Annotated in this window: 15 protein-coding genes and 1 pseudogene; 8 read left to right on the plus strand and 8 right to left on the minus strand. The window is 64.5% G+C overall.

What is annotated here, in order from left to right; all coding sequences use genetic code 11:
- Together N5D48_RS16985 and N5D48_RS16990 are read left to right on the plus strand one after the other, a co-directional pair.
- Positions 1–105 (plus strand): annotated as a pseudogene (locus N5D48_RS16985) (IS5/IS1182 family transposase); the annotation flags it as partial.
- A 25-nt stretch (positions 106–130) separates the two neighbouring features.
- Positions 131–658: a hypothetical protein gene (locus tag N5D48_RS16990; protein WP_279886423.1), complete on the plus strand. Its 528-nt coding sequence runs from the start codon at positions 131–133 to the stop codon at positions 656–658.
- A 208-nt stretch (positions 659–866) separates the two neighbouring features.
- Here the strand turns inward: N5D48_RS16990 and N5D48_RS16995 are convergent, their stop codons facing one another.
- From N5D48_RS16995 to N5D48_RS17020, 6 genes are all read right to left on the minus strand, one after another.
- On the minus strand, positions 867–1,637 hold the full coding sequence (locus N5D48_RS16995; protein ID WP_279886376.1) for an electron transfer flavoprotein subunit beta: 771 nt from the start codon (positions 1,635–1,637) through the stop codon (positions 867–869).
- Between the two features lie 11 nt (positions 1,638–1,648).
- Entirely contained in the window at positions 1,649–2,881 is a 1,233-nt protein-coding gene (locus tag N5D48_RS17000) for an electron transfer flavoprotein subunit alpha/FixB family protein (RefSeq protein ID WP_279886378.1), read from the minus strand.
- Positions 2,881–4,833: a dimethylglycine demethylation protein DgcB gene (gene dgcB, locus N5D48_RS17005; RefSeq protein WP_279886381.1), complete on the minus strand. Its 1,953-nt coding sequence runs from the start codon at positions 4,831–4,833 to the stop codon at positions 2,881–2,883. The genes N5D48_RS17000 and dgcB overlap by 1 nt, the downstream gene beginning before the upstream one ends.
- A gap of 207 nt (positions 4,834–5,040) precedes the next feature.
- Positions 5,041–7,101: a dimethylglycine demethylation protein DgcA gene (gene dgcA, locus N5D48_RS17010; protein WP_279886383.1), complete on the minus strand. Its 2,061-nt coding sequence runs from the start codon at positions 7,099–7,101 to the stop codon at positions 5,041–5,043.
- Between the two features lie 15 nt (positions 7,102–7,116).
- On the minus strand, positions 7,117–7,647 hold the full coding sequence (locus tag N5D48_RS17015; RefSeq protein ID WP_054891724.1) for a DUF5943 domain-containing protein: 531 nt from the start codon (positions 7,645–7,647) through the stop codon (positions 7,117–7,119).
- Positions 7,648–7,724: 77 nt separating this feature from the next.
- Complete coding sequence (locus N5D48_RS17020; protein ID WP_186712608.1) at positions 7,725–8,702, minus strand: dipeptidase; 978 nt, start codon at positions 8,700–8,702, stop codon at positions 7,725–7,727.
- Between the two features lie 275 nt (positions 8,703–8,977).
- Here N5D48_RS17020 and N5D48_RS17025 point away from each other — a divergent pair, with 275 nt between their 5' ends.
- Entirely contained in the window at positions 8,978–9,379 is a 402-nt protein-coding gene (locus N5D48_RS17025; RefSeq protein ID WP_279886392.1) for a DUF1311 domain-containing protein, read from the plus strand.
- A gap of 37 nt (positions 9,380–9,416) precedes the next feature.
- On the opposite strand, the gene N5D48_RS17030 is transcribed toward N5D48_RS17025, so the two are convergent.
- Entirely contained in the window at positions 9,417–10,511 is a 1,095-nt protein-coding gene (locus tag N5D48_RS17030) for a metallophosphoesterase (protein WP_279886393.1), read from the minus strand.
- Between the two features lie 79 nt (positions 10,512–10,590).
- Positions 10,591–11,556 carry a GlxA family transcriptional regulator gene (locus tag N5D48_RS17035; RefSeq protein ID WP_279886395.1) on the minus strand — a complete coding sequence of 322 codons (966 nt, stop codon included), beginning with the start codon at positions 11,554–11,556 and terminating at the stop codon, positions 10,591–10,593.
- A 145-nt stretch (positions 11,557–11,701) separates the two neighbouring features.
- Between N5D48_RS17035 and choX the strand changes: the two genes are divergently transcribed.
- The 5 genes from choX to N5D48_RS17060 all read left to right on the plus strand — a co-directional run bounded on the left by choX (position 11,702) and on the right by N5D48_RS17060 (position 15,871).
- Positions 11,702–12,646, plus strand: coding sequence for a choline ABC transporter substrate-binding protein (gene choX, locus N5D48_RS17040; protein WP_279886397.1), 945 nt, complete (start codon positions 11,702–11,704; stop codon positions 12,644–12,646).
- A 197-nt stretch (positions 12,647–12,843) separates the two neighbouring features.
- A complete protein-coding gene (locus tag N5D48_RS17045; protein WP_279886400.1) occupies positions 12,844–13,728 on the plus strand; it encodes a 3-keto-5-aminohexanoate cleavage protein in 885 nt (294 codons plus the stop codon).
- A gap of 149 nt (positions 13,729–13,877) precedes the next feature.
- On the plus strand, positions 13,878–14,843 hold the full coding sequence (locus tag N5D48_RS17050) for an L-carnitine dehydrogenase (protein WP_279886402.1): 966 nt from the start codon (positions 13,878–13,880) through the stop codon (positions 14,841–14,843).
- 10 nt (positions 14,844–14,853) lie between these two features.
- Complete coding sequence (locus N5D48_RS17055) at positions 14,854–15,327, plus strand: thioesterase family protein (RefSeq protein WP_279886404.1); 474 nt, start codon at positions 14,854–14,856, stop codon at positions 15,325–15,327.
- Between the two features lie 286 nt (positions 15,328–15,613).
- Entirely contained in the window at positions 15,614–15,871 is a 258-nt protein-coding gene (locus N5D48_RS17060) for a hypothetical protein (protein WP_028688456.1), read from the plus strand.
- The last annotated feature ends 58 nt before the right edge of the window (positions 15,872–15,929 follow it).

The following is a 15,929-nucleotide window of genomic DNA, read 5'->3' on the forward strand; positions in this document are numbered from 1 at the left end:
GAACTTTCCGACGCAGAATGGGAAATAGTCGCGGACCTCTTCACCGCACATCGACGTACAGAACGCCCAAGAGTCGACGATCGCGTGGTGCTCAGTTGGATAGTCGGGCTGCAAAAGACCTGTCCGAAAAATGATCAAATGCCTGGAGGGCAGGTACGGCAAGCCATCGCGCCTTGCTCTAACACCTTTTCCACAGATGCGTAAACAGGATCTGTTGAAAACCGCTTCGCTCATCATGAATGCTGTGGATATTCATTCCATGCGGATGCCTGGCCAGCATTTTATACGGCATGCCACCAGCCTTGATCATTTTTCGTTCAAGTCAATTAAGGCCTTTAACTGCGTGGCCTGCAGCGATGACCAAACACGTTATCCACAGCACGGCCAACAGAGATTGTGGGCAAACCGCCCTGAGCCGGAAAGAGCCGCATTGTCACCCGTGGGTAGACTTGATCAAATTTCGAGCAAACCCGTGAAGGCCCTGCTGCGTATGGCCTGCGACGAAGCGCGAACACTTTATCCACACATTGTCGAACAGATTTCGTGGATAACCGAAAGCCAGATTGCCGATTTCACTGATCCGGGCCGGAGGTGGTCGCGGCGAGAGGCGTTGTGGACAAGATCAAAACCGCTGCGAAATAAAGTGAGTGAGGGGTGATTCGTGTAGGGCCTGTGCTGGCCTTTTCGCGGGCAAGCCCGCTCCCACAGGGCTTGCCGGTGGGTCTGACAAAGCATCCACGATGCCCCAGCCTGGAATCCTGTGGGAGGTACCGTCTTGCGTAAATTTCTCTGACTGGCCTGGTCCCTGTGGGAGCGGGCTTGCCCGCGAACATCGAGCCTGTGCGCTGCACTCGATCGTCGAAATGTCAGCGCAGCACACCCTCCTCCACCAGCAACTTGAGAATGGCTTCGGCGCCTTCCTGCGGGGAAACATCCTTGAGCACCTTGCCGCCACCGCCGCTGGCCTTGGCCGTGGCGGCCTTCATGCGGTCGGCGCCGCTCTTGGCCTTGATCACCTTGAGCCGCTTGGGCCGTGGGCGCGCGGGTTGCAGGGCGTCTTCGGCCAGCAGTGGATCTGCCACGACCGCTACATTGCGCGCCGCCAGCACGCCTCGGCGCGCCGGGCCGAACGCGCTCTGCCGAGGCTTGGGCGCGGCGTTATCCACAGTCGCCAACAGCGGCAGGCGCACCTTCAGGCGGCGGCGCTGGCCACGAGGCAGTGCCTGAAGTATCTGAGCAGTGCCGTTGTCGATGGACTCCACTTCAGCCAGCCCGACCACCAGCGGCCAGCCCAGCTTCTCGGCCAGCAAGAACGGCAACATGCCCGAGCCCTCACCGGTCTCGGCCTGGCTGCCGGTCAGCACCAGCTGGGCGCCCGCGTCACGCAGGTAGTCGCCAAGCACGCCCAGCACATCGGCGCCGGCAGGCTGCTCCAGCACATCCAGGTGATCCAGCCCCATGCCCAGGTAGGCGCGTAAGGCCTCTTCACGCGGATCACCGGCATGCACCACCTGCAAGTTATCCCCAGCCAGTTGCAAACCCAACTCGACGGCCCGGGCGTCCTGCTCGGCGCGACGGGCGCGGCCGGAGCTGGGGTGGGCGCCGATCGAAACCAGGCTGATGACTTTCGTACTCATGCTCGCTGCCCCTATGCCGCGTCGCGCTGGCTGGCGCTGCGGTAGTTATCCACAGCGTCGATCAGTGCCTGGAGAATCGCCGAACTGTCGCCAATCACCGACAGGTCGGCCCGTTTGATCATGTCGCAACCCGGGTCCATGTTGATCGCCACTACCTTGTCGCAGGCGCCGATGCCCTGCAGGTGCTGGATGGCGCCGGAGATACCCACAGCCACGTAGACCCGCGCGGTGACCCAGGTGCCAGTGGCGCCGACCTGGCGGTTGCGCGGCATGAAGCCGTCGTCCACCGCCACCCGCGAGGCGCCCTCGGTCGCGCCCAGGGCGGCGGTGGCCCTGTGGTACAGATCCCAATCCTTGACGCCGTTGCCAGCGGAAACGATGAACTCGGCTTCGGCCATGGCGATGGCGGCCGGATCGACAGCCACCGAACCAAGATCCTCGATCCGCGACAGGCTACGGGCAGCGCCTGTGGACAACTCCACCGGCATGGCTTCGTGGCGGGTCTCGCTGACGGGTTCCGCGCACTCGGCGGCGGCCAGGATCAACCGTGGCAGCAAGCGCTGGATATCCTGCTGACCGGCGCCAGCACGGCCGATGCACTGGCCGTCCTTGACCTGCCACACCCGCGTCGCCGGGCGTTCGCCCAGGGCCGCGGCGAAGCGCCGGCCCAACTCGCCGCCACCGCTGCGGCTGTCGGGCAGCAGCCAGTGACGCGGCGCGAACTGGTTATCCACAGCCCGTAGACCTTGCACCAGTTGTTCCGGTGCATAACCTTCGAAGGCCTCGCCCTCGATGACCAGCAGCCGATCGACGCCGGCTGTGGAAAAGTTATTTTCCTTGTGCTCGCCAAAGACGATGGCCAGCACCGCGCCGTCGCTGCCGGCCAGGCCGTGGGCCAGGCCCAGCAAGTCGCGGTCGTGGCTGCCGAGGCGGCCACCGACCATGTCCGGCACGACCGCGATGTAGAACGCCGGCTCCACTACTTGATGCAACGGCAGTTGCACCTCGGCGGTCGTCGAGCGCCGTCCGCCCACGGCGGTGCCCTGCTGGGCGCCGCTGCGGTCGATGCGCTTGAGGCCGGTGGGGCCGATGAAACCAGCAGCGATCGCATGCGGGTTCTTGCGGATCAGCCCATGGGGCCCCATCCAGCTCGTCTGTTGCGTCTGCATCGCCGCATGCAACGGGTGCAGGCGGTTACGGGCGATCCACTCGGCGCGTGGGTCGCGGCGGATGATGTTGCTCATCAATGCACCTCCGCAGGTTCACGTTTGCTCGCTTGCGACTTTGGGCTCGCAGGAGTTGCCTCTTCGATCAGCACATCGGCGACCAGCTCGGCCAGGTCCTTGATCTGCGGGCGCGGCTCGACCACGCCTTCGAGCATCGCCGTACATTGTGGACAACCCACGGCCACCAGCTCGGCCTCGGTCTCGCGGATATCGTCCATGCGCATGTCGGGAATCCGCTGCTTGCCAGGGATGTCGGTGATCGGCGCGCCGCCGCCGCCGCCGCAGCAGCGGGAACGGAAGCCTGAACGTTGCATTTCGCGCACCTCGATGCCCAGGGCCTTGAGCACTTCGCGCGGGGCTTCGTACTCGCCGTTGTAGCGGCCCAGGTAGCACGGGTCGTGGTAGGTGACGCTGCCGCCCTTGTGCTGGCCGAGGTTGAGCTTGTTCGCCGCGATCAGTTCGGCGATGTAGGTGCTGTGGTGCTGCACCTGGTAATCGCCGCCGAGGGCGCCGTATTCGTTCTTCAGCACATGGAAGCTGTGCGGATCGCAGGTGACGATGCGCTGGAACTGGTACTTGGCCAGGGTCTGGATATTGCGCTTGGCCAGTTGCTGGAAGGTCGCCTCGTCGCCCAGGCGTCGGGCCACGTCGCCACTGTCGCGCTCTTCCAGGCCGAGCACGGCAAAATCCACGCCCGAGGCCTTCAGCACTTTGACGAAGGCGCGCAGGGTGCGCTGGTTGCGCATGTCGAAAGCGCCGTCGCCAACCCAGAACAGCACTTCGGTACGCTTCACCTCGGACAGCAGGTCGAGGTTGAGGTCCGCCGCCCAGTTCATCCGCCCACCGGGGTTGAAGCCGCCGGGGTTGTCGGTGGCGATCAGGTTGTCCAGCACCTCGGCGCCCTTGTTCGGGGTGGCGCCCTTTTCGAGGGTGAGGTGGCGGCGCATGTCGACGATGGCATCGACGTGCTCGATCATCATCGGGCACTCTTCGACGCAGGCACGGCAGGTGGTACACGACCACAGGGTTTCGGCGTCGACCAGACCATTGACGATCGGCTGGTGCGGATGGCCGCCATGCTCACCGAGCGGCTTGCCTGGGTATGGACTGCCAGCGAACTGCGCATCGGTGCCGCCCGCCAGGCCGATGACCATGTCCTGGATGAGTTTTTTCGGGTTCAGCGGCTGGCCGGCGGCGAACGCCGGGCACATCGCCTCGCACTTGCCGCACTGTACGCAGGCATCGAAGCCGAGCAGCTGGTTCCAGGTGAAGTCGACCGGCTTTGCCACGCCCAGCGGTGCATTGGGGTCTTCCAGGTCCAGCGGCTTGAGACCGGTGGAGCGGCCGCCGCCGAAGCGCTCGGCGCGGCGGTGCCAGGCCAGGTGCAGGGCGCCGGCGAAGGCATGCTTCATCGGGCCGCCCCAGGTCATGCCGAAGAACAGCTCGGACACGCCCCACAGCACACCGACGCCCAGCAAAGCCACCAGCACCCAGCCACCCGTGCCCTCCGGCAGGATGCCAGCGACTGGCAAGGTGGCGATGAAGAAGCTTGCCGCGAACATCAACAGACTCTTGGGCAGGCGCATCCACGGCCCCTTGGACAGGCGCGCGGGCGGGTTCAGTCGGCGTTTGAAGACAAAGATCGCGCCGGTGAACATGATCACCGTGGCCACCAGCAAGGCGTAGCCAAGAATCTTGCTGTGCAGGCCGAAGCCATGCACCAGGATCGCCAGCACGGCCGACAACACGAAGCCGCCTGCGGTGGCGACGTGGGTCCTGGACATGTACTTGTCGCGCTCGACCACATGGTGCAGGTCCACCAGGTAGCGCCGTGGCATGGCCAGCAGGCCGCCGAGCAGGTTCACCGGGCTCGGTCGCCCACGCCGCCACATGCGCACCCGGCGCAGGGCGCCGAGCACCGCCAGGCCGAGGGAGGTGAACAGCAGGATGGGTAGAAGGGTGTTCAACATGGGAGGCTCCCACAACAGCTAGAATCCTGCGCCGCTCTCAAGGGCGGCATCGACCCCTGTAGGAGCGGCCTCGTGTCGCGAAAGGGCTGCGTAGCAGCCCCAGGGGCTCAGCGGTGATGCACAGATCCCGGGGTCGCTTCGCGACCCTTTCGCGACACAAGGCCGCTCCTACAGGGGGCCAATCCCGCCTCTAGAGAGGCGGTGCGATCAGAAATCCTTGCACAACCGCAAGGCGTCATAGATCGCCGCATGCACGTTGCGCTGGGCCACGCAGTCGCCGATGCGGTACAGCAGGTAGCCCTCGCCCGGCTGGCCGAGGATTGGCTGTGGCTTGATGGCGAACAACGCCTCCACATCGATCTGGCCCTTGTTGCGCGAACCGTCCTTGAGCGCGTAATACAACTGCTCGTCGGGGCGAACGCCGTTTTCCACCACCACTTGGTCGACCACGCGTTCTTCCTTGGCGCCGGTGTACTCGTTCTCCAGCACCGCCACCAGCTTGTCGCCTTCGCGGTAGACCTTCTCCAGCATCATGTCACCGGTCATGATCACTTCTTTGGGGTACATGCTGCGGTAGTAGGTCGGGAAGGTGGTGCCGCCCATGGCCACGCCCGGCTTGATGTCGTCGGTGACGATCTCGACCTGGCTGCCCTTGTCGGCGATGAAGTCGGCCACCGACATGCCGGTGAATTCGCAGATGGTGTCGTACACCAGCACGTTCTTGCCCGGCGCCACCTTGCCGTCGAGCACGTCCCAGCTGCTGACCACCAGCCCTTCGGCGGCGCCCCAGTGCTCGTTCTGCTCGACGAACGGATGACCGCCCACCGCCAGCACGATGATGTCCGGCCGCAGGTCCTGGATGGTGTCCACGTCGGCGGCGGTGCCCAGGCGCAGGTCGACCTTCAGGCGGGCGAACTCCAGCTGGTACCAGCGGGTGATGCCGGCGATCTGGTCACGCTGCGGCGCCTTGGCGGCGATGGTGATCTGCCCGCCGATCTGGTCCTTCTTCTCGAACACGGTGACGTCGTGGCCGCGTTCGGCGGCGACACGGGCCGCCTCCATGCCGGCAGGGCCGGCACCGACCACCACCACCTTGCGCTTCGGCCCGGTGGATTTCTCGATGATGTGCGGCACGCCCATGTATTCACGGGAGGTGGCGGCGTTCTGGATGCATAGTACATCCAGGCCCTGGTACTGGCGGTCGATGCAGTAGTTGGCACCGACGCACTGCTTGATCTGGTCGACCTGGCCCATCTTGATCTTGGCGATCAGGTGCGGGTCGGCGATGTGCGCGCGGGTCATGCCGACCATGTCGACGTAGCCGCCTTCCAGAATCCGTGTGGCCTGGTTCGGGTCCTTGATGTTCTGCGCGTGCAGCACCGGGACCTTGACCACTTCCTTGATGCCGGCCGCCAGGTGCAGGAATGGCTCCGGCGGGTAGCTCATGTTGGGGATGACGTTGGCCAGGGTGTTGTGGGTGTCGCAGCCCGAGCCGACCACGCCGATGAAATCGAGCATGCCGGTGGCGTCGTAGTAGGCGGCGATCTGCTTCATGTCCTCGTGGCTCAGGCCATCGGGGTGGAACTCGTCACCGCAGATACGCATGCCCACGCAGAAGTCGTCGCCGACCTCCTTGCGCACGGCCTTGAGCACCTCCAGGCCGAACTTCATGCGGCCTTCGAAGGTACCGCCCCATTCGTCGGTGCGCTTGTTGACCCGCGGGCTCCAGAACTGGTCGATCATGTGCTGGTGCACGGCCGACAGCTCGACGCCGTCCAGACCACCTTCCTTGGCCCGGCGCGCGGCCTGGGCGTAGTTGCCGATCACCCGCCAGATCTCTTCCACCTCGATGGTCTTGCAGGTGGCGCGGTGCACCGGTTCGCGGATGCCCGACGGCGACATCAGGGTCGGCCAGTTGAAGCCGTCCCAGCGCGAGCGACGGCCCATGTGGGTAATCTGGATCATGATCTTGGCGCCATGCTTGTGCATGGCGTCGGCCAGGTTCTGGAAGTGCGGGATGATGCGGTCGGTGGACAGGTTGACCGACGACCACCACTCCTGCGGGCTGTCGATGGCCACCACCGACGAGCCGCCGCAGATGGCCAGGCCGATGCCGCCCTTGGCCTTCTCTTCGTAGTACTTCACATAGCGGTCGGTGGTCATGCCGCCGTCGGTGGCGTAGACCTCGGCGTGCGCGGTGCTGAGCACGCGGTTGCGGATGGTCAGCTTGCCGATCTGAATCGGCTGGAACATTGCTTCGAAGGCCATGACGCTATCTCCGGCTTACAACGGCTTTGTAACGAACAGGCCATCTTCGTGGCCTTCTTCCGACCCGCCGTAGACCTGTTCGGCCACGGTGCGGATCGAGCTGCCGCGGGCAGCGAGAATCTGGTCCATGGCCCCGGCGAACCAGCCGGTGAACATGTAGTCGACCTTGCGGCCGCACTTGCCATACACGTACACGAATGCCGAGTGCTTGAGCTTGACGCTGCAGGTGCCTTTATCGAGGTCGATGTCCTGGATCTCGAACAGGCCCCAGCCGCGCTGGGACAGGCGCTTCATGTAGTGCTCGAACACCGCCACGCCTTCCAGGCCATGGCATTCGGCCTCCTTCTCGCACCAGTGCCAGGCGGACTTGTAGCCAGCCTTGTAGAGGATCTCGGCGTAGGCGTCGGCACCCAGCACTTCCTCGATGCCGATGTGGTTGTTGACGAAGAAATGCCGTGGCACGTAGAGCATCGGCAGGGCGTCGCTGGTCCAGACACCGGTCTCGCTGTCGACTTCGATTGGCAATTGCGGGGCGATCTTGGCCATGGAAACTCAACTCCATAAAATTTTTTGTTTGGATGCCCCGGCGTTGCTGGCAGGGGCTTTCAGGCTTGGAGAGCGGCTTACTCGCCCCAGACGTCTTTCAAGACGTTGACCCAGTTTTCGCCCATGATCTTGCGGACCACGCGCTCGGAATGGCCGCGCTTGAGCAGGGTCTCGGTGAGGTTGGGGAATTCGCCGACAGTGCGAATTCCCAGCGGGTTTATGATCTTGCCGAAGTTGGTCAGACGGCGGGCGTAGCCCTTGTCGTGGGTCAGGTACTCGAAGAAGTCCTGGCCGTGGCCCTGGGTGAAGTCGGTACCGATACCGATGGCGTCTTCGCCAACGATGTTCATGGTGTACTCGATGGCTTCGGCATAGTCGTCGATGGTCGAGTCGATGCCCTTGGCCAGGAACGGCGCGAACATGGTCACGCCAACGAAGCCGCCGTGGTCGGCGATGAACTTCAGCTCTGCGTCGGACTTGTTGCGCGGGTGTTCTTTAAGGCCCGAGGGCAGGCAGTGGGAGTAGCAGACCGGCTTCTTCGACTCGAGGATGACCTCTTCGGAGGTCTTGGAGCCGACGTGGGACAGGTCGCACATGATGCCGACGCGGTTCATCTCGGCGACGATCTCGCGACCGAAGCCCGACAGGCCGCCGTCACGCTCGTAGCAACCGGTGCCCACCAGGTTCTGGGTGTTGTAGCACATCTGCACGATGCCCACGCCGAGCTGCTTGAATACGTCGACGTAGGCGATCTGGTCCTCGAACGCATGAGCGTTCTGGAAGCCGAAGAGGATGCCGGTCTTGCCCAGTTCCTTGGCCTTGCGGATATCGGCGGTGGTGCGCACCGGCATCACCAGGTCGCTGTTCTCGCGGATCAGCTTCTGGCTGGCGGCGATGTTGTCGACGGTGGCCTTGAAGCCCTCCCACACCGAGACCGTGCAGTTGGCCGCGGTCAGCCCGCCCTTGCGCATGTCCTCGAACAGCTCGCGGTTCCATTTGGCAATGATCAGGCCGTCGATGACGATGCTGTCGGCGTGAAGTTCGGCTGGGCTCATCAGGCTGTCCCCTTTTATTGAAGTCTGCATGCGCCAAACCTTGTGCCGGCGCTTTGGGGCCAGCATATGCCTGCCGCCCGCGGCGCCCCGATGCAAAAACGACAGGGGGTTTGCCGAAAGCGTCAACGGCCGACAGGGCACGCTCTGGCACGGCCCTCGGCAATGAGAGCGAGTCTCGACAAGGGCCTTTGATGAACTTTTCGTCAGGGAGCTATCGCCCGAACCTGCGCTGAGCGAGAATCCAGCGATTCGTCAGCCTGTTCAGGAGAAAACGGATGAAATCAATGGCATGGCTGGCCCTGCTGGCCGTCGCTTGCGGCGCCCACGCCGCCGAGGAAGAAAGCACGCCCTGCGACAACGTCGAAAACGACCAGCAAGGCTATGCCTGCGCCGCCTACAACAAGCAGACCGCCGAGCGCGAGCTGAAGGCGGCCTATGACGACCTGATCCAGCGCATCCGCGACCAGTATGCCGACGAAAGCGACAAGGCCACGGCGCTTAGCGGCAAGATGGAGGCCGCCGAGAAGCTGTGGACGCAGCTGCGCGATGCCGACTGCAAGGTCGAGACCTGGGCCGAGAAGCCGGGCAGCAAGGCGTTCGAGGCGGCCTGGAACACCTGCGTCGCGCAACGCAGCGACGAGCGCTCGGAGTACCTGCAGTCGATCGGCCAGCAGTGACCGCCAACCGAGCCGGCGCCTTTGCGCGCAGGCTCGGTCACCTGCGTGCCGGATGCAGCTCGAGCACATGGGCCTGGTCGAAGTAGCCGTCCATGCTGACCTCCTGCACCACCAGCTGCTGCGCCGGCCAGTCGAAGGTCAGCCGCAGGTAGGTACCGGCATTCAGCGCACCGCTCTTGAAGTTGGGCACGCTGGCGAAACCGTAGTGATACCTCCCGACGTTCCAATGGGTGTGCCCAGAGAACACCGCCAGCACGCCATACGCCTCCAGCAATGCCGGAAACTCTTGATAGCGCATCCATTCGTCGCTCCAGTCCTCACTGGCGTGCATGTTGACGATGACCACCTCCTCGTTACGCACAGCTTCCTCCAGCTGCCCTTGCAGCCAGTCGACGGAGTGGGTAATCGAGAAGTAACGCTTGGGCCTCAGCGTGAACCCGCCGCCCGTGCTCCACTGCCGCTCGTAGGTGGGTTCGTGATTCAGCTGGATGATGCGCACGCGCCCGACCGTCACCGAGTAGGACAGCGAGCCGTGGTGCGTGTCGTTCTCGTAGCGGTAGTCGAAGGCGTTCACAGGCTGCATGGCCTGGACCCAGGCAATGTGGTCGCACACGGCATCCCGGGCGCAGCCATTGTTGGCGCAGTCGTCGACATTGTTCTGGTAGTCGTGGTTGCCCAGTCCGGGCAGCATCAACGGCCCTCCCACACCGGCGGCCATCTTGCGCAACATGCTCTGCACCGCCGCTCGCTCGTTGCCGTGGCCGTACTCGGTGATATCGCCGTTGATCACCACCGGCACATGGTAGGGCTCGTCGCGCTCACGGGCGATCGCCTTGTACACGGCAGCGGTCCGGTACCAGCCCGCCGAGTCGATATCCTCCTCGTACTCGCTCATGCGCTGACGCATGTAACGGAACGCCTGGGGATCGGAGGCTATGATCATTTTCTGTCGGCCGTCGGGATAGTCGACCAGCTCGTTCCAGCCGGGCTGGTAGTAGTCCTGGAAGCGGTCCGTGGTCGTGCTTTCACAGCCCGCCCCGGCCGCGTCGGCGCGCCAGGGGACAGAAGACAGGACAACCCCCAGAGCCAGTGCGAGGCCGGCGAATCGGGTAGTCAGGTACGTAGGAAACACAATGGCAATCCTTGCTGGATAAGAGGATTGCCCACGCTATAGAACCCTTGGTCCGACAATCATCGGGAAAAAGCTCCCACTACGGCGACACACCGAGCGCCAGGCGCGCGGGCGTCTGTCGATCCTCCCTGGGACAGCAGGCGAACCGTGCCCGATAGCACCGGGTAAAGTAGGACGCCGACTCGAATCCACAGGCAACCCCGACTTCCAGCACGCTCATGTCGGTCTGGCGCAGCAGCTGGCGGGCCTTGTCCAGGCGCAGGCGCAGGTAGAAGCCGCTGGGCGTGTCGTCCAGGTGCAGGCGAAACAGCCGCTCCAACTGCCGTCGGGTGACCTGCACCGCCTCGGCCAGCACCTGGGTATTGAGCGGCAGCTCGGTATTGCGCTCCATCTCGCCGATCACCTTTACCAGCTTCTTGTTGCGCAGCCCGTAGCGGGTGGCTATCTGCATGCGCTGGTGGTCCTGGCGCGGGCGGATGCGCCCGAGCACGAACTGCTCGGACACCTGCACCGCCAGCTCGCTGCCATGGGCCTGGGCGATCAAGTCGAGCATCAGGTCGATGGATGCGGTGCCGCCGGCGCAGGTGATGCGCCGACGGTCGATCTCGAACAGCTCCTGGATCGCCTGCAAGCGTGGGTAGCGCTCCTTGAACGCATCCAGCGCTTCCCAGTGCAGGGTGGCCCGATGGCCATCGAGCAGGCCCGCCTCGGCCAGCACCATGGCGCCCGTGTCGATGCCGCCCAGCATCACGCCTTCATGGTCGAGGCGGCGTAGCGCCTGTTGCAACGCCGGGCCATAGCAGAGCAGCGGATCGAAACCGGCGACCACCAGCAGCAGGTGTCCTTCCTCGGCCTGCCCCAGCGCACCGTCGGCATTCACCGACATGCCATTGCTGGCCTGCACCGCGCCGCCATCGAGGCTCAGCACGCGCCAGCGGTACAGCGGACCACGGAAGCGGTTGGCCACCCGCAGCGGCTCGATGGCGCTGATGAAGCCCATGGCCGAGAACCCCGGCAGCAGCAGGAAGAGAATGGTTTGCGGCATTGCATGCTCCACGGAGAAGGTGGTCGCTTCCGTGCAATTGTTGGTCGCCAGGGTGCGATTTTCCACCCCGCTGGCAGCGTAGCTTGTTCACACGGCCCGCAGAGGCCGGACCCATAACAATATGCACTGCCGATGGAGAGCCACCATGCAACGCTTTATCCGCCGCAGCCTGTTGTCCCTCGCACTCAGCACCACCCTCGCCACTCCGTTGTTCGCCGCCGACCCCGCCGTCTGCAAGGATGTGCGCCTGGGCGTGGTCAACTGGACCGATGTCATCGCCACCAGCGCCATGGCCCAGGTGCTGCTCGACGGCCTCGGTTACCGGACCAAGCAGACCAGTGCCTCGCAGCAGATCATCTTCGCCGGCATTCGCGACAAGCGCCTGGACATGTTCCTGGGGTACTGGAACCCGATCATGACCCAGACCATCACTCCGTTCGTCCAGGCCAACCAGGTGAAGGTGCTCGACAAGCCCAGCCTGGAGGATGCCCGCGCCACCCTGGCGGTACCGAAGTACCTGGCCGACAAGGGCCTGAAGACGTTCGCCGACATCCACAAGTTCCAGAAGGAGCTCGGCGGCAAGATCTACGGCATCGAGCCGGGCTCGGGCGCCAACACCCAGATCAAGGCGATGATCACCAAGAACCAGTTCGACCTTGGCAAGTTCCAGTTGGTCGAGTCCAGCGAGGCCGGCATGCTCGCCGCGGTCGACCGCGCGGTGCGGCGCAAGGAGGCGGTGGTGTTCTTCGGTTGGGCGCCGCACCCGATGAACGTGAACATCGACATGGTTTATCTCGGTGACAGCCAGGACGCCCTCGGCCCGGACGAGGGCCGCGCCACGGTGTGGACGGTCACCGCGCCGGACTATGCCGAACGCTGCCCCAATGCCTATCGCCTGCTGAGCAACCTCAGTTTCAGCGCCGAGGACGAAAGCCGGATGATGCAGCCGCTGCTCGACCACAAGGACGCGCTGGAATCGGCGCGGCAGTGGCTGAAAGACCACCCCGAGGACAAGGCCCGCTGGCTCGAGGGGGTGACCACCTTCGACGGCAAGCCGGCCGCGGACAACCTCAAGCTCACCGCCAACTGACAGAACCTCATCGCCTACTCGCACACCGACAGGTCAACCCGGTCGGTGTAGGAGCGGCCTTGTGTCGCGAAAGGGGTGCGAAGCGCCCCCAGGATTCATGCATCAGGCATATGTTGATGGGGCCGCTTTGCGGCCCTATCGCGACACAAGGCCGCTCCTACAGAGATCCGGCCCATAGTCACAAAAAGGAATCCACCATGAACCACGACGTCATCATCACCTGCGCCCTCACCGGCGCCGGCGACACGGTCGCCAAGAGCCACCTGGTCCCGGTCACCCCGCAACAGATCGCCGAATCCGCCGTGGAAGCCGCCAAGGCCGGCGCCACCGTGGTCCACTGTCACGTCCGCGACCCACAGACCGGTCGCTTCAGCCGCGACGTGAATCTCTACCGTGAAGTGATGGAGCGCATCCGCGAGGCCGACGTCGACATCATCGTCAACCTCACCGCCGGCATGGGCGGCGACCTGGAGATCGGTCCGGGCGAGTCGCCCATGGAGTTCGGTCCAGGCACCGACCTGATCGGCCCGTTGGAGCGCCTGGCCCACGTCGAGGCGCTGCTGCCGGAGATCTGCACCCTCGACTGCGGCACCCTCAACTTCGGCGACGGCAACGCCATCTACGTCTCCACCCCGGCCCAGCTGCGCGCAGGCGCCAAGCGCATCACCGAGCTGGGGGTGAAGGCCGAGCTGGAGATCTTCGATACCGGCCACCTGTGGTTCGCCAAGCAGATGATCAAGGAAGGCCTGCTGGACGACCCACTGTTCCAGCTGTGCCTGGGCATTCCCTGGGGCGCGCCGGCCGACACCACCACCATGAAGGCCATGGTCGACAACCTGCCGGCCAATGTCACCTGGGCCGGTTTCGGCATCGGCCGCATGCAGATGCCGATGGCCGCCCAGGCGGTGCTGCTCGGCGGCAACGTGCGGGTCGGGCTGGAAGACAACCTGTACCTGGACCGCGGCGTGCTGGCCAGCAACGGCCAGCTGGTCGAGCGGGCGGCCGAGATCATCACCCGCATGGGCGCCCGCGTGCTCACCCCGGCCGAGGGCCGGGAAAAGATGAACCTCAAGCGCCGCTGAAACACGCTTGCACACCTCTGCTGTGGGAGCGGGTTTACCCGCGAATCGGACGACGCTGTGGATGGCACCGGCTATGCCGGTGTTCGCGGGTGAACCCGCTCCCACAGGGTGCGTCACCACGTCATGAAATTTACCAGTAGGAGCTCGACATGCCGTTCATCACCGACATCAAGACCTTCGCCGCCCTGGGTAGTGGCGTCATCGGTAGTGGCTGGGTCGCCCGCGCCCTGGCCCATGGCCTGGACGTGGTGGCCTGGGACCCGGCGCCGGGTGCCGAGGCTGCGCTGCGCAAGCGCATCGCCAACGCCTGGCCGGCCCTGGAAAAGCAGGGCCTGGCCCCTGGTGCCGCCCAGGACCGCCTGAGATTCGTGGCCACCATCGAAGAATGCGTGCGCGACGCCGACTTCATCCAGGAAAGCGCCCCCGAGCGCCTGGACCTGAAGCTCGACCTGCATGCCAGGATCAGCGCCGCCGCGAAGCCGAATGCGATCATCGGCTCCAGCACCTCGGGCCTGCTGCCCAGCGAGTTCTACGAGTCGGCGACTCACCCCGAGCGCTGCGTGGTCGGCCACCCGTTCAACCCGGTATACCTGCTGCCGCTGGTGGAGATCGTCGGCGGCCGAAACACCAGCCCCGAGGCCATCGAGGCAGCGAAAAGCATCTACACCGCGCTAGGCATGCGCCCACTGCACGTGCGCAAGGAAGTCCCCGGCTTCATCGCCGACCGCCTGCTCGAAGCGCTCTGGCGCGAAGCTCTGCACCTGGTCAATGACGGCGTCGCCAGCACCGGCGAGATCGACGACGCGATTCGCTTCGGCGCCGGTCTGCGCTGGTCGTTCATGGGCACCTTCCTCACCTATACACTGGCCGGTGGCGACGCTGGCATGCGCCACTTCATGGCCCAGTTCGGCCCGGCGCTGAAGCTGCCCTGGACCTACCTGCCGGCGCCGGAGCTGACCGAAAAGCTGATAGACGATGTGGTGGAAGGTACCTCGGTGCAGCTGGGCGAACGCAGCATCGCCGCGCTGGAGCGTTATCGTGACGACACCTTGCTGGCAGTGCTGGAAGCGGTGAAATCCAGCAAAGCCCAGCACGGCATGGCTTTTGGCGATTGAGGAGAAAACGATGCCCGCCCTGATCACCTACCGTACCCGGGTGTTGCCGGAATGGGTCGACTACAACGGCCACCTGCGCGATGCCTATTACTTGCTGATCTTCAGCTACGCCACCGATGCGCTGATGGAGCGCATCGGCCTGGATGCCGACGCACGAGGCCAGAGCGGGCACTCGCTGTTCACCTTGGAGGCGCACATCAACTACCTGCACGAGGTGAAACTCGATACCGAGGTGTGGGTACAGACGCAGATCATCGGCTTCGACGGCAAGCGCCTGCACCTGTACCACAGCCTGCACCGGGAGGGGTTTGACGAGGCGTTGGCGGCCAGTGAGCAGATGCTGCTGCATGTGGACCTGGCGGGGCCGAAGTCGGCGCCGTTTGGCGAGCACAGTGTTGCGCTGCTGCAGGGCCTGATGGATGAGCAGCGTGATCTGCAGGCTCCACAGTTTGTCGGGCGTGTGCTGGGGTTACCTGTTGGCTGACAGATCCTGGGGGCTGCTGCGCAGCCCCACCGCTCTCAAAAAAAACAACCCCGGAAAGCCGTGAGCATCCGGGGCCAAGAGCGAGCAACATCCACTGTGCATGACGTGAGGGTGACCAAACCCTCGGTGCCGTGAATGACTTCAGTGTGCGACCTTCCAGTACGCTCGATTTAGCCGTAAACGACCTGTTCTTAGTCAAAGCGGCCATCGTGACAATCCGCCCTTGCCGCCCTGGCGCGCCGGACACAGAATCGATGGCAAACAACAGCGGCGAAGGACATTAGTCATGATGCATGCGGACTTGATCGACCAGGACGACCTGCTGGGCCAGCTGCGCTCGCGGGGTTTCGACATTCCGGCCGGCGCCAGCGCCGAGCAGGCGTGCGAGGTGGTGATACGCGGACTGACCGAGCCCAATGCGCGGGCCCTGAAGGGCATGGTCGAGCAGATGTACACCGGCAGCGCGACCATCCTCCCGGCCGTGCGCCAGGCCATCGACAAGCAGTTGCTGCCGGCCTTGGCGCAGTTCAACAAGCGCGCCTGAAGCATTGACCGGCCCGGTGTAGGAGCGGCCTTGCGTCGCGAAAGGGCTGCGCAGCAGC

The organism is Pseudomonas sp. GD03858, assembly GCF_029840925.1.
GTDB lineage: Bacteria > Pseudomonadota > Gammaproteobacteria > Pseudomonadales > Pseudomonadaceae > Aquipseudomonas.